Genomic DNA, 16,049 nt, shown 5'->3' with positions numbered 1-16,049 from the left:
TCACTTGGCGACTTCGCGAACGTAGGCCTGGCAGGCCTGCAGCGCGATCAGTCCCCGGTCGCCTTCGTCGGTGATGGCGACAATTCGTTGAGCATGCGCTGGGTCAAGTTGGGCGCGTACGGCTCCATGAACCAAGCCTCCGGGGCTGGCAGTTTCTCGCATCCCACCGTCACAACCCGGGGTGGCAAAGGCTGCAGTGTCGACAAGGACTGACAGCCGTAAATCAGCGGTAGCAAGCCGGTCACGCAGCCGAGCCTGAGTCTGTTGAGCATCGTTCATTTCCTTCCAGTGCGTTTTGGTCAGATCCTTCAGGCGAGCCTCCAGGGCGCGACGCGCTTCCTGCTGCTCTGCCAGTTGATTGAGTGCCGCTGCTGCGGCTTCCTCACGCTCACGGCCATGCGCGCGGTCTTTGTCCGCCAACTGCTTGCCGTAAGCATCGGCCTGCTCGGCGAGCTGCTGCCCATAGGCATTGGCCTGCCACATCCAGGCTGCCCGGGCGCCGATGGCACACGTGATCACCAGCGCTGCCAAGACTATATGGCGAGTGCCCCAGGCGATCACTGCAGCACCTCGAGTGCCCGTTTGTAGATGGCCTTTCGATCCTCCAGCCCATTAGTACCGCCGTTGATCCGCCTGGTGATGGCGAGGATGTCGCCTTTGTCGGCCAAGCTGTTCAAGCCTTCCCTGTGCCAAAACCAGCCAGCAGACAGCGAGGCATAGACCGGCTGTTCGAGCAGCTCTGGTGTGTTGAGCAGTCGGCTGTCGCCGAATAGCGCCTCACTGCAGGCTTCATAGTTGTCGCGACCTGTCACCTGGATGAGCCCTCGACCACGGTAGAGCTGACCATCGCCATCAGCCTGCGGCGTATTGCCCAGGCGCTGCGCCAGGCGGCCGGTGTCGTACTTCGACAAGTAGCTATCACTACCGAGTTCGCGCACGTATAGGAACTGGCCAGACTCGTGCCCCACCTGGGCGAGAAACGCAGCCATGCGCAGCCGCGTGACGATGGCGTACTTGCCCATGGTGGCGTTGAGGCCAGGAACAAAAACGCCGGCTTTGCGGCCGGCGTTCGGGAGGATCTGCTGCAGCTGTTTTTCAGTGATCGGCATTGCTTATCTCCGTAAAGGTCACGCAGGCGACACATCCACCGTGCGCAATGGTTGGGTTTCTATTTTCTTCTTGCCCTTGGCGGTGGCCTTGCCCTTCTTGCCACCGTTGCATTCGACGGTGGTGGTCCAGCCCGAGGCGGTAAACACCTGCTCCACGCTGTCCACCAGGTACTCGCCATCGAGCCCGTTCTTGAAGCCCTGGGCATTGATGGTCCGTTCGGCAAACAGATCGGTACGCCCGACCATTTCCAGGCGCACGGCGGCGGTGCTGCGATTGAACGCGGCCAGCCGCGCCTTGGCGGCCTGCTCGGCGGCGCTCTTGTTGGGGTAGATATGGCGGTCGGTATGCACGCCCGGCAGGCCGGCGGGGGCGTCGTCGTTGCCCAGCTCCACCACGTTCAACTTGCCGGTGGCCTTGTCCTGGTGCTGGGTCTTCACCGCCTTCTGCGTGCTGCGGTCGCCCAGGCGGAACGAATAGCGGCTCACATCGGCGCGGCTGATGGTGACGGTACCGATTGCCTTGCCGCTCGCGCTCTGCCCGCCCTGGCGCGGCAGCACCACCAGCTTGCCGCTGGCCACCTTGGCAGTGCAGTCGTATTGCTTGGCCAGGCGGGTGATGAAATTGAAGTCGGATTCGTTGCGCTGGTCGACGCGCGGCACCTTGGTTTGCACCGTGCAGCCCGGCTCCCAGCCGTTGCGGGCGGCCACATCGCTGACGATCTTGGCAAGTGCCACATCCTCCCAGTTGCCGCTGCGGGTGGTCTTGCCGCTGCCGCGCATGTCGCTGGCCTTTCCGCGCAAGGTGATGGTGTCCGGCGGGCCGGTCACCTCGACCTCGTCCACGGTGTAACTGCCCAGGCGCGCCATGGCCTGCGCACCGTAGCCTAGAAAGACCTCGATCTTGGCCCCGCGCGAGGGCAGCGTGACGGCCTGGGCGCGGTCGTCAATGCGCAGCTCGAATTCGTCCGACTCCATGCCGGGCTTGTCCGAGGTGCGCAGCAGCAACAGGCGGTCATTGATCAGCGCGGTAATGTCCTTGCCATCCGCGACGATTTGAAACGTGGGCTTCATGGGGTTGCTCCAGAAAAGAAAAACCCCGCACAGGGCGGGGTTCGTTACGCGTAACGCGGGGTCAGTCCCACAAGGTGACTTGCTCGGTTTCGGCCGCTGTCAGGTCGGGCAGGTAAATCAGCACGCCGGCGCGGTACGGCTGCGCCTCCTCGGCGAGGCCCTGATTGGCCTGCAACACCGCCTCGACGGTACCCACCAGGCTGCCGTAGTAGGCGTGGCACAGGCTGTCGAGCAAGTCGCCCTCAGACGTTCTGCATGTCATTGCCATAGGCGACAAACTCCAGGCTAAAGGACTGCTTGCGAGGGATGCCGCCGGCGAGCAGCGCCCCTTGCTCCTCGTCCACGTTCAACAAGCACCAGGTGCCCAGCACCTCGCCGTAACCCGTGGTCAGGGTCAGCGGCTGCAGGCGCCGGCCGATGGTGCGCAATTCGTTCAGCTGGCCGATGCCGCCCCGGAACAGCGGGAAGATCGCACCCTTGATCGTCAGCTTGTCCTCACCCTGCCCCACCGCCTGCTGCGCAATCTCACGCGTCAGGCGCTCCTGCCCGGCCCAGCGGAACGCGGTTTTGCGCGTCAGCTCGTCAAACGCGGCCGTGTCCAGGTTGAAGAAGTAGGGCTTAAGTTTCGGGTCCTGCGGCTGGATGATCAGCAGATGCGGGAACGGCTTCACCGCCTCGGCCGCCGGCGTCATGTCGGCGCCCAGCACGCTGCTTGGAAAGATATTGCCCAGGCTTGGGCTGAGCTTCCCGCCAATGCGGTTGATCGCCGCCCCGGCCTTGGCCGCCTGCTCCTTGAGCGTGCCCAGGCGCTGCTGTACCTGCGAGGCCGCCGAAACGGCCTGGTTGTACTTCGCCGCCACCTGCCCCACTGCGGACTGGGCCGCGTTGATCTGCCGCATGGTGCGCTGCAGCTTTTCGCCCACCATCGGGCCAACGATCGGCAGGCTGTCCAGCTCCGAGGCCGCCCCCGTCATGTCACGGACGGCCCCATTCAGCGGGCCCAGCATGCCGTCGAGGCTGGTACGGCCGGCCTGGCCAGCCGCCACCAGCGACGATAGCGTCGAGCCCATCAGCTCCATGTAGGCCATGGCACCTCCTTAAGCGACATCTGCCGCATCAAACAAGCTAACCGAGGCTTGGCGGGCCGCCACCTCGCGCTGGAACCCCTCAAACATCACGCGCAGCGCCTGCTCGGCCTCGCGCACGATCTGGTTGGGGTCTTTCACATCACCATGCACGGTAATGGGCATGGTCGGCGCGAAGGTAAACGACTGGTCAACCTTCGCCGGCTCGGGCTTGGCCTTCTCGGCGGCCTTGGCGGCCGCAGGGAGGGCCGCTGCCGGCGGCTGCACCGATGCCACCAGGGAGCGCACCACATCGCCCATGGCGCCGGGCTCACCGCCACCCTTGACCACCTGCGAAACCACCGGGGCAATCGAGGGCGGCAGCTGCGGCACCTTCTGCAGCTCGCGCACAGCCATGCCGAGCGCTTGGGTCTGATCCACCGGCGGCGGCTCAGGGCGCGGCTTGGCGGGCTTGGTATCAAGCGTCAAGGTCGGGGCGAAGTCTTCACCCAGGCCCACGCCGGTACCGCCGAACCCACCCACGCCGTCGAACAGACCGCGCTGGGCGAACTTCGGCAGCTTGGCATAGGCCTGCTCGACCTCGGCGTCAGTCATCTGATCGACCGGCTTGGACGGCGCGGCCGGCCGCGTGGTGACCGCCGCCGGTGCAGGCATGGCGGCCACCGGGGCCAGGTCCTTGACCACCGGTGCCGGCATGGCGGCCGAAGCCGGCGCCGCCGGTATAGCAGCCGCAACCGGTGGGGCCGGAACAGGAACCGACTCCTTGGCCACCGGCGCCGGTGCTGCTGCAGCTGGAGGCGCCGAAGTCAGGTCCTTGACCACTGGCGCCGGCATCGCAGCCGCCACCGGCAGGGCCGGCACAGGAGCCGATTCCTTGGCCGCCGGCGCCGGCGTAGCCTGCACCTCGCTCTGCTGCGCCGCTGGCTCTGCGCTCGCGACCTGGTCCGATTCAGGCTTTTCCTCACCGAACCACCGCTTGCCCAGCCAGCCGCCGACAGACTCACCGCCGAGGCCACCGAGGGCCGCACCAATGGCACCACCCACAGCGGTACCAATGATCGGTACAACCGAGCCAATCGCCGCACCAGCGGCCGCGCCTGCCATGGCGCCGGCCATGCCGCCCGCCACCCCGCCGTAACCCTCGGCCTTTTCGTCCTGGGTTTCGGCGTTCAACGCCACATCGAGCGCACCCGGTACCGCGTCAATCAGCTTGCCGCCCGGCAGCTTGCCGGCGGCTCGGGTGATGCCGCGCACGCTGCGCACCATCCGCCCCAGCTTGTTCGCTTCACCGGCCGCCTCCGCTGCGCCTGCGAGCGCCGACGCGCCGGCCGCCGGCAGATGCACTGCAGGCGCCTTGGCCGCTGGTACTGACGCACCCGGCGCGCGGCGCACATCGGCCATGGTCCCGGCACGGCGCCGGCGGCGACGACGCGCACGACGGCTACCAGCCTCTGCAGGGCCCGAATTAGCCACGCTACCGCCAAGCCGGCCGATAGCGTCGGCATTCACCACAAACACGCGCTGCGGATCGCTGCCGACGCCTGGGGCCGGGTCATTGCTGGCCGGCGCGCTGAACACCTTGCCCAGCGCCCCCATGCCGGCATCGAGCACGCGATTGCCAGTCTTGGGTAGCGCCGCCCCGGCCGGGGCCTCCTCGAGCTTGCCGCCGCCTCGAGCGCTCCAGGCGCGGCCGCGCGCGACGTTGAACGCGCCCCGCGCAACCTTGGCCCCGCTGCGAACAGCCAGCAACCCGCTGATACCCGCTGCCAGGCCTGCCAGCCCCATGATCACCGCCGGGAACTTGTCCGACAGTGTGGTGATGCCCTGGGCAACCGCCGTCAGCCCCTTCGCCGCCATGTCGGTGGCCGGGCGGATGGCATCGCCAATGCTGCGCATGGCATCGTCAACCGCCTGGGCCGTCTCGGCCCATTGCTGGGACGATGTTTCGCGGCGCTCGGCCAGGTTCTTATCCAAGATGCCACTGGCCTTCAGCGAATCGGCTTTCAGCTCGGCATACAGCCCCCGGTTTTGCGCGTAGGCGGTCAGTGCAGCCTTGACCTGCATGTCGGCGAACAGGTCGCCGGTGCGCAGGGTCTTTTCCAGCGCCTCAAGGGCCGCCTTGGCCTTCTCCGGGTCGGCTTCCTTGTCGATGTTGGCCTGAGCCTCCTTCATCTGCTTGGCTTTCGCCGGGTCTGTCGCTTCGACGTACTTCATGGCCAGGGCCATGGAGGACTCGATAACGTTCATGCCCTTCTGCAGGCCGGTGTTCAGCGAAGCCTGGTAGTCGATACCTGCATCCTTGTAGGCCTTGACCACCTCGCTGGAACCGATCTTTTCCATCCAGTTCTTGAAGTTGTTCGCCGCTTCATCCGAACTGCCGGCGGTCTTCATCTGCACCTGCAGCATGGCGCCCAGGGACGAAACCGAGTCCATGCCGGTGATGCCGTTCTTTTCCATGCCGGCGAGCAATTGCGGGAACCACTTGGCCATGTCGCTGGCCTCGAAGCTGCCCGCCTGGCCTTGGTAGGCGATGGCCTCCAGGGCCTGCTGCATGACCTTGGGGTCGCTGATCTTGGCGTTTTGCTGCAGCGCCATGATCATGCTGGCCGTGTCGACGCCCGAGGCGCCTTGGCCGACTGCGAATTTGGCCGCCGTCGGCGCATAGGCCATGGCCTTGTCCAGCTCCATGCCGGCGCCGACCAGCTGGTTGATCAGATCGGCCACATCATTGCGACCCATGCCGGTGTCTTTGGCCGTCTGAATCACGGTGCGGCTGAGCTGCACCTCCTCGGGCTTGTTGACCGCATCGGCCTTGATCGCAATGTCGCGGATGATCGCTTGATAGTCGGCGCTGATCTTGGTCGGCACAGCCGCCAGGCCCACGCCCACAGCGGCGGCCGCCGCGTTGGACTTGAGCCCCGACTTTCCCGCATTAATCTGCTGATGCCCCTTCAGCTGCAAGTCGGCACCCTTTGCCTCCCGTGCCAGGCGCTGATACTCGCGGCTTAACCGGCCGACCTCGACGCCCTGCTTGCGAAGCGAGTCCAGGTTGCCATTGAGCTTGCGCAGCAGCTTGTCGGCACCGGCGGCGCCGGTGTCGTGCGCCTTCTTCCACTCGGCCTGCAGCTTCATGGTGTCGCCAATGGTGCCCTTGAGCACCTTGGCCTTATTGCTCGTCTGCTCGAGCTTCTGGATACGGCCTTGGACGTCCTTGAACGCGGCACCGACCGACGACGCGACGGAACCGCCGATCTCCAGGGCAATCTTCATCTTTGCCATCAGCTACCCCCTGCTCAGTCGGTGAGCCACCACAGCATGTCCGCGAAGGACATGCCGAATATCTCAGCGGCCGAGAAATTCAGCTCGGCGGCCAGCCGCTTGGCCAGCCGCTTCTGCGTGACCGCATCAAACGTCGTCGTCTTGCACCAGGCGAAAATATGCGGTCTGCAGGCGGGTGTAGTCCTTGAGGGCCATGCCCTCCAGGTCCTTGGCGCTGACCTCGGCCAGAGAAGCGAACAGGTTCAGCTCGCGCTGCTCGTCATCGGCGCCGGCGCCCTGCTGCGCCACGCGAATGTCGCGCACGGTTGGCGAGCGCAGACTGACGGTATCGACCGTCACGCTGTTCAGTTCGGTGGGCTTGCTCAGCGTTACGGTAACGCGGTCGGCCGACAGGCTCAGCCAGGCTGGGGTTTTCTTGGTGGTCATGAGGGTGCTTCCTTGAGTTTGTGGGGAGGTGGGGGTTACAGACCGAGCGCGGCGCGCTGCTCGGCCAGCTGGTCGACGCCGTCAATGACGCGGCGCATGCCCAGCGCATCGATCTCGTAAACCGTGCGGCCGTCGACCTCCAGCTTGTAGTAGGTCAGGCTGACGGCGTGCTTGATCTCGGCCTTGTCGCCAGCCTTCCAGTCGCCCATGTCGACCTCTTTGAGACTGCCGCGCAGGGTGACGATCACCGGGTTGATCTTGCCCTTGAGGCCCTTGAAGGCACCCCGGAACACGCCATTGAAGGCGGTACCATCGGCCAGGCCGAAGAACTTCAGCGACTCGCGGCGCACGCCGGTGGTGGTGAAGCTGGCCTCCTGCTTTTCCATGCCCTGGTCCATCTCCACCGGCATATCCATACCACCGGGGCGGTGCTCCTCCATCTTGAGGGTGAGCTTGGGCAGGGTCAGGCTTGGCACATCGCCTTGGAAGCTGATGCCATCCACGAACAGGTTCAGGTTGGCCAGGGTTTCGGGAATCATTGCCATGTAAAACGCTCCTTATGCAGCCGAGTCGAGAACTTCGGTCAGGAATTGATTGGTGATTTCGACGCGGAAGTTGGGGTTCTCTGCCGGCGGAACGTCGGTAAAGCGGATGTTCCAGTACACCTTGCCCTGCTCCAGCTGGCTGGCAGTGTTCAGCTCGGTGTCCGCGTACACCTCGAAGTTGATGATCGCGCCCTGGTTCTTGAGGTCGCGCATGAACGCCTGCAGGCCTTCGGTCACATCCTTGATGTAAGTCGCGGTGATCGAGCGGTCGACCGCCCAGTCGTGGCCGTACTGGATCGCGTCCATGACGATATCCATGGTCCGCACGCGGGTGACGAAAGCCCACTTCGGATCGCTCGACAGGGTGCGGTTACCCCACAGGCGGTAACCATCTTCGCGAATGATGGTGGTGATATTGGCGTTGTTGAGCAGGTTGGCCCGGCAGGTCTCGTCGCCGCCCAGGAACTCCACCGCGCGGGTGGTGCCGGTGATGCCGACAAATTCCTTGTTCGACGGCGAGGCCCAGAAACCGTATTCGCTGTCGGTCCAGGCGAACAGGCCGGCCACCCAGGCCGAGGCCGGGGCATCCACCGTGGCGGAGGCAGTGGTGTCCCAATACTTGACGCCAGGGTCGACCATGAACGCGCGCTTGGCACCGAACTCGGCAGCATAGGCCTGGGCGGCCTCGTCGGTAGTGCCGGGGCCGTCGATAATGGCGAGACCGCGCACCTTGTCAGCCAAAGCCACCAGTGCGGTACCCACCGCCAGTGTCGCGCTGTGCTTGGGGGCCACCAGCAACCGAGGCTTGGCGTTGAAACGGCTTTTGCCATCGAGCAGCGCCTGCAGGCCGGTGCGGGTGCCGTCGGCCAGCACGCCGCCGATGATCGCGGACATCTGCGCGGCCGCATCCTCCACCTTGGTCACGCCACAGGCGACAATCACCGCCTTCGCGCGGGTGTAGATCGCCTGGCAGGCCTTGGCGATGGCCGAGCCTGCACCAAAGGCGGCGATAGCCTCGCGCTCGCTGGTGATCAGCACCAGGTCGTTCGCCTTGGCGGTTGGGGTGCTATCCGCACCAGGGCCAGGGGTGAAGGTGTCGACCAGGCCAATGATCGAGGTCGACGGCAGGGCGATGGTGCGCGCACCGTTGTCGACGTTCGTTACGGTAACGCCGTGAAAGAATCCAGCCATGTTTACTCCAGATGTAAGAAGGCCCCGCAAAGCAGGGCCAGGTGGTACAGCGGAAAAGAAAACGCCCCGTCAGTGCGGGGCGTTATTGGATTTGCTCAGCGAGCCAAGGCGGCGCCACAGGACGCTTACTAACATCGGGGAACAGCTCGGACTGCGGCCAATCGCGCAGCTCCTGGCGATACAACAGGAGCTCCGAATATTGATCGCTTGTCAGCGTGGTTGCACCGCCGACATCGCGCTCATCGCGATGACGCGTGACGAGAGGATCGGCAGCCAACAATTGATCATCGCGCCACCGGCGCTCGGAGACCGCAAGTTCAGCCTCGGTCGGCGGCGGCCGATCAGCTAAAACAGGGAGGTCGCCGACATTCCATTTAATGATGCTCATTCCGGAACTTGCACCTGCCAGTAAGGCCCTATGGAACTCAGGGGTAATCTCCTGCGCGTCTTCCGGGATAACAGTGTTGATGGTGTCGTCGTAGAAAGCCTGAGCGGATTTGGATGCAAAAATCGCCATGATTTATCTCCTTGGCTCAGTAGCCGATTGCCAACCAGTAGATAGGGTTTGCCGAAGACGAGTACCCGTTCTGGATGGTGGACTGGGCGAGTGGGTTACCAGATGGGGAAATACCCACGAATGGAGTAGAGCTAGCCGTGTATGAGGCAGCGCCGTTAGAGGCGTATCGACCCAAAACAGCATTCGGGAAAGCGATAGGGTGCGTAACAACCTGGGAACTGGACGCGGGCAAGGTAACTGCCCCCCATTGAACGATCAAGCCGCTTGGTAGCTTCTGGTAACCGTTCGCTGACAGTAAGGCCCCCATGTCAGCAGAAGAACCCATCCCCGCACCGTGACCCAGCATTACCCAGTTGGATCCGAGCGCTACGAAGGTAGCGGCCTGGCCCGCAAGCAGTGACACAGAGGATACATACCCGTTCAGCGCAATCTGAACGCCAGCGGCGGCAGCGACGGTGACGGGGGATGCCGCGTTGCTGGTGAAGACGGTGAAGGCGGCACCTTGCGGGATTCCCGCTGTTGCCGGGTTCGGAAGCGTCAGGGTTGAGCCTGCCGATGGGAACAGGATCTTGCCGAGATCATCGGCTTCGATAACTTTCGTGCCTACCGCAGAGTAACCACCATATGACAGGCCTGCTGTACGGATGAACTCAGTGGTGGCCAGTGCTTTAGAACTATCGAACTTTGGCCGAGTGGTCCAAACCGCAGCCTTCATAGCGCCTGAGTAACGGCTTGCCACGCTACCGTGCATCGCATACCACACACCGTCACCGGGCACGCGAACGAGTGTTACCGAGTCGCCAGGCAACAGTTCAAGCGAAGCCACGCCGGCGTTGCCGGCACGAATAGTGCCACCTCCCACAGCAGCTACAAGCGTGGTGATGCCAGTCCCTTGGTTGTAAATGTGGAGCGCACCCCCGCCTACCACTTCTGACACATTGGGCAGAGTGAGCGTGATATCGGCGGCCGTGGCGGTTGCCAGCGTCGAGCCCACATCCATTACGGTAAGGGCGCGATTGGCTGTGATGCTGTACACGGATGCCCGATAGTTGCCGAGAGCCCGCTGCACAAACTCTGTCGTCGCTAGCGAAGTATCGGCATCGAACTGGCCCGGCGTCGGCGCTCTCGGGTCGCCGGTGAAGATTGGACTGGCCAGGGGCGCTTTGAGCCCCAGCGCGTTGGCCATGGTAGCGGCAAAGTTCGGGTCATTACCCAGCGCTGCCGCCAGTTCATTGAGCGTGTCCAACGTCGCCGGCGAGGAAGCCACCAGTGCCGCGAGCGCTGCCTGCACAAACGCGGTGTTGGCCAGGCGGGTACTGTTGTTCCCCGGCACCTGTGTCGGCGCCGTTGGGTTATTGGTAAACGCCGGGCTGTCCAGCGGCGCCTTGAGCGCCAAGGCTTGGTCGATCTGCGTCCTGGTGTACACATCGGTCAGGCCGTAGCCCGCTACTGTGGTCGGGTTGGTCGCCGCGACGACTCGGCCGTACTTATCCACGGTCACGCTGCGATAGGTGCCCTCGGCCACGCCTGTGCGCCCAAACGCCATGTCGAACGCCAGATCGGTCACACCCAAGGTGATCGGTGCATTGGTCAGCAGCTGCCAGGCGCTATCGCCGTTGACCGTTCCGCGCTCCACCAGTATCAGCAGACCCGGCGTTACCTTGGCGCTGCTGTCCGCATCGGGGCAGCGGGTCCAGGCACCACCCGCGACGACCAGGTACAGGCCGTTGTCTTTGGCGGTGGCCTGGTCCTTCACCAGCACCCGCGCGCCGGCGGTCAGCACCACGCCGTCAACTGTCTGCAGGCCGCTCAGATTGATGGCGGCCGTGGTGGCAGCGACAACCGAGTGCTTGAAATCCTGCTTGGCCAGTTCCTCTGTCACCCATTCGCGGGTGGCCAGCACGACGGACGGGTCAATCTTGAGCTGTACATTGCTGGAGTTGCTGACAATCAGGTTCATCCGCACCACCTGGGTGCGACCAGCGTTCTGATTAAGCAGCGGCTTGAAGGTCGGCGGGCAGTTGGCCACCGCCACCATGTCGCCGTCCGCATCGTACAGTGCAAGCTCGCGAATCCACTTTCCGCCCACATCGGCCGGAATGACCTGCTCGGCGACAATCATTGCCGCGTTATTGGGGTCAATCTTGAGCTGATTGAGCGGCGCACGACGCCACTCATTGAGCAGCGCCGGTTGCAAGGCGGTCGGCATGGGCAGCGGCGGACTTTCCAGGCCGGTCGGGTTGCCATCGCCGACCGCCATATGGGTAAAGGTCCAGGGAATGCCCAGGGCGTCCGCGTTGGCCTGCTTCGCGGCTCCGACGCTGGTCAGGATTGCGTAAAACTGTGTGGTCTGGTCAACCATGGTTAACGTCCAGATAGTCAATGGTGTGTTCGTAGCCGCCACGACCAATCTCGCCGGTGACTTCAATATCAACCGACTGCGGCGGGTACACATCGAGTTCGTCGCCGTCGTAGGCGGATGCGGCCAGGTACATGGCGCCGGTGGTTTCCAGACTGATGGCCAGTCCGGTCATGTGCCGGCTGACCGGCCGGGCGTCATCAATCAGCCAGGTCAGTTCCTGGTAGGTTTCCTCGCTGATGCCCTGATCAGCTACGCCGACCTTGAGCGCGAAGGTGCCCGGCACGCCCTCAGGCACCGTCTCCCACCACTCGGTCACCTCGATCAGGTAGCCGAACGGCTCGACCACACGGCGCAGAGCGCCGATGGTCCCCTTATGTGCGTGGATGTAGAACGACGAGCGAATCACCGAGCGCTTGACCGCCTCGGACCATCGGTCATCCCAGCGGTCAACCGACCACGCCAAAGCCAGCAGATACAGCAGCCCGGCCGGGCAGGTGTCGGGGTTGTAGAGGCGGCGCAGCATGGTCGGCAAGTCTTCGGTACCGGCGGCCTCGATAGCGGCTTCCAGCGGCGTGCGGTTGAGCGGTAGCAGACTGCTCATCAGCCACCCCGCTCAACGGTGAACTCTGTGCACCAGGCCGCTTGCGACTTGGTCGGGCTGATATCCACCCACCCCGTCAGCTCGACGCGGCTCACCCCGTCGATGTGCAACTGGGCGTCAATCGCCGAACGGGGCACTTCAACCCCCAGTCGGCGCCGGGGGTTGATCCAGGCGGCCAGGCGCGCCTCGCACTGAGCCAGTACACCCTCGCTTTCCGGGCCCGTGCTGGCCATGTACAGCTTGGCGTTGATTTGATACGGCAGAATCTCGGCGCTCTGCACGATCACCCGATCAGCCACCGGCCGCACATCGTCATCGTTCAGGTAAGCGTCGACGGTTGCCAGCAGCTCTGCCGAGGCCGTGCCGTCACCCTCCAGGGCCAGCACGGTCACCTCAACCACCGCCGGCGAAGGGCTTTCGGCGGTGGCATCGGCCACCAGGCCCGAGGCGTTACGCGCGTGCAGGATGTAACTGTTACGGGGGCCGGCCGTGGTCAGCCCCTCGTAGACCAGCTGAATCCGCTCGCGCAGGGCGTCGTCTTCTTCCAGCACCTCATCCTGCGGCGGAACCGCCGTCAGGTCCTCGGCCTGGACCACCAGGCGCGTCAGGTTGACGTTGGCCGCCAGCTGGTCAAGGTCCGCTTTCTCGGCATAAGCCAGCATCAGCGCCTTGGCCGCGTCGTTGACGCGCGAGCGGTTGAGCAGCTTGCGGTAGGCCCCGACCTCCAGCAGCTTGGTGACTGGGTCGCTTTCCAACTCCGCGCTCCAGTTTTCACCCATGTGCGCACGGAAGGTCGCGAGGTCGGCCTGATACAGCTCCTCATAATCCAGGTCTTCCAGCACCTGAGGCACCGGCAACTCGGAAAGGTCGATTGCGCTCATGCACTCACCTCCAATACAACGCTGTCACCGAGGTAGATACCCGACAGCGACAGCGTGATTTGCCCGCCGACCACCGCCACCACGCGCACGCGCTCAAGCTTCAAACGCGGCTCCCAGCGCCCCAAGGCGCGCGCCACCTCAGCCTGTACCGCGCTTTTCCAGCCCTCGTTAACCGGCAGGTCGACATAACGGCGCAGGTTGCTGCCGTAATCCGGGCGCATGCGCCTACTGCCGACAGGCGTGGTCAGAATGTCCTCAATGGACTGTTTCAGGTGGGCCACGCCGGATAGCGGTAGCCCGGTGCGACGATCCAGCCCGATCATGGCCTTAACCCGCCGGGGTCAGGCGCTCGAAGTCGGCGCGCGCATCCAGGTAGGCCAGCGCCTCGGCGTCGCCCTCCTCGATCTGCAGCTGGCCGCCGGCCACTTTCAGCTCACGCGTACCCAGGATCAGCACGCGGGAGGTGTAGGTCTTGTCGCGATAGGTCACGGCCGCCGGCGTGGTGGTCGCGGCGTCCGCAGGTTTCTTGGTAGCCATAGGGCCCTCCAGAAATGACAAAGCCCGCGAGAGCGGGCCTGTAGGGTTGATAGTGGGTGCAGCCTTGACTGGCTTAACGAATGCCTAACGCGCCATTGAGCGCGTCGGCCAACGCCTGCGCATCGGGGTTGCCCGAAATGTTGATTGTGACGGCCATGCTCCGGCCAGGGCCGGGGTTGCGGATGTAGCGACCACTTTGCAGTGCCATCACCAGACCCTGAGCGATTTCCTCAGGGTCGTTGTCGCCCGCAAGCAGGCGACGCCAAAAGCTCAGCATGCGGATGTGATCGGCAAAACCGGTGATGCTGTGCTCCACCATCTTTCGCACTACGTCTCGATCCGCCCCATTAATTGGCGGCAGTGGGTCTTTCTAACTCATAGGCACCTCAGTGCTTGTGATTGGCCGTGTTACCGGTCGTGTCGATGATGCGAGCACCGCCGGTGATATCGCCCGTTACCAGTAACGTGCCATTTATGGTGACGGGGCCGGTGATGGTGACCGCACCGGACTTGGCGGCAATCGCGTTATCCGTAACGACCACCTCGCTGCCGCCAACCTTGACCTTCGCCGTGCCGCTTGGGAGCGTGATGGTGTAGCTCTTGGCTTGCCAGTCGTAGACCAACGAGCCGCCATCATCGAACCGCCACACCTCGACATGGTCGCGGTTATCCGGCGGCTGGCCGGCATTGCCATACAGGCCCGGCACGAACGTGCCCTGTGCCGGCTCGCCGCTCGGGCTGACCAGCGCGCCCTGCTCGTTCAAGCTTGGCGCACGCCAGTGGCGAGCCTTACCGGCGGCCAGGGCATGCCAGCGCACCCAGGCGCTGGTCCAGTCGCCGCCATCGGAGACGCGCACCCGGGCGGCCGTCAGGTCAACGCCCACCACATAGCAAGGAATCACCAGGCCGGCCAATATGCGGTCGTGCTGCGCGGCCACATAGCTCATGCCATGTCCTCCGGCGCCTGGTAGTGATGCTCGCTGCCCGGCCCGCTGTCTGGATCGAAGGCGAACACCAGTGACCCAGGCGCTTGATTCTCCCAAGGCCACACCTCGACACCCAGGTAGATGACCTGCACCCATTCGACGACCCATACGGCATAGCCATCTAGCTCAGGCCGCGTCCAATCCCGCTCCGCCCGCACAAACTCGGCAAACTCCACGGGCAAGCCCCAGGACTGCATCCGCAGCAGCACCGCCAACTGCGCAGCGATGAATGCCGCTACCTGCAGACAGTTCGCTTCCTCTTGGCCAACGATCACGCGGGCCTCGAAGCGCGCCTCCACCGCGACCTCACCAGTGCCAGGGTCCTTTTCTGCTGCGTCAAACCCTGCCAGCTCGATCACCACTGCCGGCGGCGGGATAACCCTGATGCTCTCCGGCATGGTTCCGACGTAGGCCAGCCCAGGGATCGCCTCCTTGATATGTTCCTCAATGGCGGCATACACCTGACCAAGAGGGATCGGATCGTCATCCATTGCCCGTTCTCCGCAAATACTTCTGCAGCTCGAAGTTCATTTCCTGCTCCATCACTACTTGCAGGCGTTCGTGCGCTCGATCGGTCCAGGCTTCGAAGTGCGCCCGGGTGTCATCAAGCGAGATTTTCGCCTTGGCCAAGGGGAAGCGGCTATCGTTCTCAGAGATCCAACCAGACCGGCGGCCACCACCGCCAGACACCTCGCTGTCGGGGTAGTCGCTCGCGTCGAAGTGCTTGCTGGCCGTACGGATCCAGATATCTGGACTGCCACCGTAAACGCGTTTGAAGAACGCACCCTCATAGCGCCGCCCGGCCACCGACACACCCGAGCGGGTTTGTCGTGGCCGGCCAGCCCGACTGGCTTCGATAGGGTTGATCCCGAACCACAACCGGCCTTGTCCATTGCTGGATACAGGGAACGCCTTGAGGCGCTGTCGCACTGCTGCAATCGCGATGCGCTCTTGACGGCCGACATCGCGGGCGATGTGAGTCCGAAGCCAGCGGAGAACCTTGTTGATGGCTCGACGCTGCGCCGCAGCAACAGCTTTGGGGACCAACCGCATGAAGTCCTGAAAGCCCTTCACATCCTGCGGATCGACCCTCAGCGAGATCATTCCGCTGGAGGCCGACTGCTTGTAGTAGCTACCAATACTCATGGCGCCTTCCTCAGCACAAGCGTGACCAAACCATCACCGCCCGGCTCGATCACCGTAATGGTGTAGTACCCACCGCCATCCTCAGGCGGCAGATCAATGAACACCTTCTGCTTGACCTCCACCCCCGCGTTGTCGCCAACCCGAATCACCAGGTGCGGCTCACGTAGGGCCGTGCGGATCTGGCCGAGCTTGGGCTGGAGCCAGGGCGCGGAAAACATGCCGAGCACATCGCGCCCCTCGATCTGCGCCGGATCGCCCAGCACCTCGAAAACTGTGTCGTCAACATCGGCCAGCAGCTCTCGAAAGCCCATGG

20 protein-coding genes are annotated in these 16,049 nt (G+C 64.0%); all 20 read right to left on the bottom strand.

What is annotated here, in order from left to right; translation table 11 throughout:
• A complete protein-coding gene (locus AC3B5Q_RS06415) occupies positions 1–561 on the bottom strand; it encodes a lysis system spanin subunit (RefSeq protein ID WP_488392939.1) in 561 nt (186 codons plus the stop codon).
• Positions 558–1,109, bottom strand: a complete 552-nt coding sequence (locus tag AC3B5Q_RS06410; protein ID WP_488392938.1) for a glycoside hydrolase family 19 protein — start codon at positions 1,107–1,109, stop codon at positions 558–560. Before AC3B5Q_RS06410 ends, AC3B5Q_RS06415 begins: the two co-directional genes overlap by 4 nt.
• 18 nt (positions 1,110–1,127) lie before the next feature.
• Positions 1,128–2,180, bottom strand: coding sequence for a phage late control D family protein (locus AC3B5Q_RS06405; protein WP_488392937.1), 1,053 nt, complete (start codon positions 2,178–2,180; stop codon positions 1,128–1,130).
• Positions 2,181–2,241: 61 nt separating this feature from the next.
• Positions 2,242–2,448 (bottom strand): tail protein X, encoded by a 207-nt coding sequence (locus AC3B5Q_RS06400; RefSeq protein ID WP_488392936.1) that lies wholly within the window; start codon positions 2,446–2,448, stop codon positions 2,242–2,244.
• Positions 2,423–3,268, bottom strand: coding sequence for a phage tail protein (locus AC3B5Q_RS06395; RefSeq protein ID WP_488392935.1), 846 nt, complete (start codon positions 3,266–3,268; stop codon positions 2,423–2,425). Before AC3B5Q_RS06395 ends, AC3B5Q_RS06400 begins: the two co-directional genes overlap by 26 nt.
• Before the next feature lie 9 nt (positions 3,269–3,277).
• The gene (locus AC3B5Q_RS06390) at positions 3,278–6,544 is read right to left on the bottom strand and encodes a phage tail tape measure protein (protein ID WP_488392934.1); all 3,267 of its coding nucleotides are present in this window, start codon (positions 6,542–6,544) and stop codon (positions 3,278–3,280) included.
• 126 nt (positions 6,545–6,670) lie between these two features.
• Positions 6,671–6,970 carry a phage tail assembly protein gene (locus AC3B5Q_RS06385; protein ID WP_488392933.1) on the bottom strand — a complete coding sequence of 100 codons (300 nt, stop codon included), beginning with the start codon at positions 6,968–6,970 and terminating at the stop codon, positions 6,671–6,673.
• 35 nt (positions 6,971–7,005) lie between these two features.
• Positions 7,006–7,515 (bottom strand): phage major tail tube protein, encoded by a 510-nt coding sequence (locus tag AC3B5Q_RS06380; protein ID WP_488392932.1) that lies wholly within the window; start codon positions 7,513–7,515, stop codon positions 7,006–7,008.
• Positions 7,516–7,527: 12 nt separating this feature from the next.
• Positions 7,528–8,706, bottom strand: coding sequence for a phage tail sheath subtilisin-like domain-containing protein (locus AC3B5Q_RS06375; RefSeq protein ID WP_488392931.1), 1,179 nt, complete (start codon positions 8,704–8,706; stop codon positions 7,528–7,530).
• Positions 8,707–8,788: 82 nt separating this feature from the next.
• Positions 8,789–9,223, bottom strand: coding sequence for a phage tail assembly chaperone (locus AC3B5Q_RS06370; protein ID WP_488392930.1), 435 nt, complete (start codon positions 9,221–9,223; stop codon positions 8,789–8,791).
• Positions 9,224–9,239: 16 nt separating this feature from the next.
• A complete protein-coding gene (locus AC3B5Q_RS06365; RefSeq protein ID WP_488392929.1) occupies positions 9,240–11,585 on the bottom strand; it encodes a phage tail protein in 2,346 nt (781 codons plus the stop codon).
• Positions 11,578–12,186 carry a phage tail protein I gene (locus AC3B5Q_RS06360; RefSeq protein WP_488392928.1) on the bottom strand — a complete coding sequence of 203 codons (609 nt, stop codon included), beginning with the start codon at positions 12,184–12,186 and terminating at the stop codon, positions 11,578–11,580. The genes AC3B5Q_RS06365 and AC3B5Q_RS06360 overlap by 8 nt, the downstream gene beginning before the upstream one ends.
• Positions 12,186–13,067, bottom strand: a complete 882-nt coding sequence (locus tag AC3B5Q_RS06355) for a baseplate assembly protein (RefSeq protein ID WP_488392927.1) — start codon at positions 13,065–13,067, stop codon at positions 12,186–12,188. The genes AC3B5Q_RS06360 and AC3B5Q_RS06355 overlap by 1 nt, the downstream gene beginning before the upstream one ends.
• Positions 13,064–13,390 (bottom strand): GPW/gp25 family protein, encoded by a 327-nt coding sequence (locus AC3B5Q_RS06350; protein WP_488392926.1) that lies wholly within the window; start codon positions 13,388–13,390, stop codon positions 13,064–13,066. Before AC3B5Q_RS06350 ends, AC3B5Q_RS06355 begins: the two co-directional genes overlap by 4 nt.
• Positions 13,391–13,394: 4 nt before the next feature.
• Entirely contained in the window at positions 13,395–13,604 is a 210-nt protein-coding gene (locus AC3B5Q_RS06345) for a hypothetical protein (protein WP_488392925.1), read from the bottom strand.
• 73 nt (positions 13,605–13,677) lie between these two features.
• The gene (locus tag AC3B5Q_RS06340) at positions 13,678–13,932 is read right to left on the bottom strand and encodes a hypothetical protein (protein ID WP_488392924.1); all 255 of its coding nucleotides are present in this window, start codon (positions 13,930–13,932) and stop codon (positions 13,678–13,680) included.
• Between the two features lie 58 nt (positions 13,933–13,990).
• Positions 13,991–14,551, bottom strand: coding sequence for a phage baseplate assembly protein V (locus AC3B5Q_RS06335; protein WP_488392923.1), 561 nt, complete (start codon positions 14,549–14,551; stop codon positions 13,991–13,993).
• Positions 14,548–15,081: a hypothetical protein gene (locus AC3B5Q_RS06330; protein WP_488392922.1), complete on the bottom strand. Its 534-nt coding sequence runs from the start codon at positions 15,079–15,081 to the stop codon at positions 14,548–14,550. Before AC3B5Q_RS06330 ends, AC3B5Q_RS06335 begins: the two co-directional genes overlap by 4 nt.
• A complete protein-coding gene (locus AC3B5Q_RS06325) occupies positions 15,074–15,736 on the bottom strand; it encodes a hypothetical protein (protein ID WP_488392921.1) in 663 nt (220 codons plus the stop codon). Before AC3B5Q_RS06325 ends, AC3B5Q_RS06330 begins: the two co-directional genes overlap by 8 nt.
• Positions 15,733–16,047: a head-tail joining protein gene (locus tag AC3B5Q_RS06320; protein ID WP_488392920.1), complete on the bottom strand. Its 315-nt coding sequence runs from the start codon at positions 16,045–16,047 to the stop codon at positions 15,733–15,735. The genes AC3B5Q_RS06325 and AC3B5Q_RS06320 overlap by 4 nt, the downstream gene beginning before the upstream one ends.
• Positions 16,048–16,049 lie beyond the last annotated feature (2 nt).

The sequence above is a fragment of the Pseudomonas sp. D5(2026) genome (genome assembly GCF_057766845.1).
The sequence above is the reverse complement of the archived record's forward strand: the minus strand, read 5'-3'. Positions and strand labels throughout refer to the sequence as shown.

Excerpts from the sequence above, each read along its gene's own strand:
- AC3B5Q_RS06370 (WP_488392930.1), bottom strand. The coding sequence starts at position 9,223 with ATGGCGATTTTTGCATCCAAATCCGCTCAGGCTTTCTACGACGACACC.
- AC3B5Q_RS06365 (WP_488392929.1), bottom strand. The coding sequence starts at position 11,585 with ATGGTTGACCAGACCACACAGTTTTACGCAATCCTGACCAGCGTCGGA.
- AC3B5Q_RS06355 (WP_488392927.1), bottom strand. The coding sequence starts at position 13,067 with ATGAGCGCAATCGACCTTTCCGAGTTGCCGGTGCCTCAGGTGCTGGAA.
- AC3B5Q_RS06385 (WP_488392933.1), bottom strand. The coding sequence starts at position 6,970 with ATGACCACCAAGAAAACCCCAGCCTGGCTGAGCCTGTCGGCCGACCGC.
- AC3B5Q_RS06390 (WP_488392934.1), bottom strand. The coding sequence starts at position 6,544 with ATGGCAAAGATGAAGATTGCCCTGGAGATCGGCGGTTCCGTCGCGTCG.
- AC3B5Q_RS06325 (WP_488392921.1), bottom strand. The coding sequence starts at position 15,736 with ATGAGTATTGGTAGCTACTACAAGCAGTCGGCCTCCAGCGGAATGATC.
- AC3B5Q_RS06395 (WP_488392935.1), bottom strand. The coding sequence starts at position 3,268 with ATGGCCTACATGGAGCTGATGGGCTCGACGCTATCGTCGCTGGTGGCG.
- AC3B5Q_RS06345 (WP_488392925.1), bottom strand. The coding sequence starts at position 13,604 with ATGGCTACCAAGAAACCTGCGGACGCCGCGACCACCACGCCGGCGGCC.
- AC3B5Q_RS06320 (WP_488392920.1), bottom strand. The coding sequence starts at position 16,047 with ATGGGCTTTCGAGAGCTGCTGGCCGATGTTGACGACACAGTTTTCGAG.
- AC3B5Q_RS06335 (WP_488392923.1), bottom strand. The coding sequence starts at position 14,551 with ATGAGCTATGTGGCCGCGCAGCACGACCGCATATTGGCCGGCCTGGTG.
- AC3B5Q_RS06405 (WP_488392937.1), bottom strand. The coding sequence starts at position 2,180 with ATGAAGCCCACGTTTCAAATCGTCGCGGATGGCAAGGACATTACCGCG.
- AC3B5Q_RS06410 (WP_488392938.1), bottom strand. The coding sequence starts at position 1,109 with ATGCCGATCACTGAAAAACAGCTGCAGCAGATCCTCCCGAACGCCGGC.
- AC3B5Q_RS06360 (WP_488392928.1), bottom strand. The coding sequence starts at position 12,186 with ATGAGCAGTCTGCTACCGCTCAACCGCACGCCGCTGGAAGCCGCTATC.
- AC3B5Q_RS06380 (WP_488392932.1), bottom strand. The coding sequence starts at position 7,515 with ATGGCAATGATTCCCGAAACCCTGGCCAACCTGAACCTGTTCGTGGAT.
- AC3B5Q_RS06350 (WP_488392926.1), bottom strand. The coding sequence starts at position 13,390 with ATGATCGGGCTGGATCGTCGCACCGGGCTACCGCTATCCGGCGTGGCC.
- AC3B5Q_RS06375 (WP_488392931.1), bottom strand. The coding sequence starts at position 8,706 with ATGGCTGGATTCTTTCACGGCGTTACCGTAACGAACGTCGACAACGGT.
- AC3B5Q_RS06330 (WP_488392922.1), bottom strand. The coding sequence starts at position 15,081 with ATGGATGACGATCCGATCCCTCTTGGTCAGGTGTATGCCGCCATTGAG.
- AC3B5Q_RS06400 (WP_488392936.1), bottom strand. The coding sequence starts at position 2,448 with ATGGCAATGACATGCAGAACGTCTGAGGGCGACTTGCTCGACAGCCTG.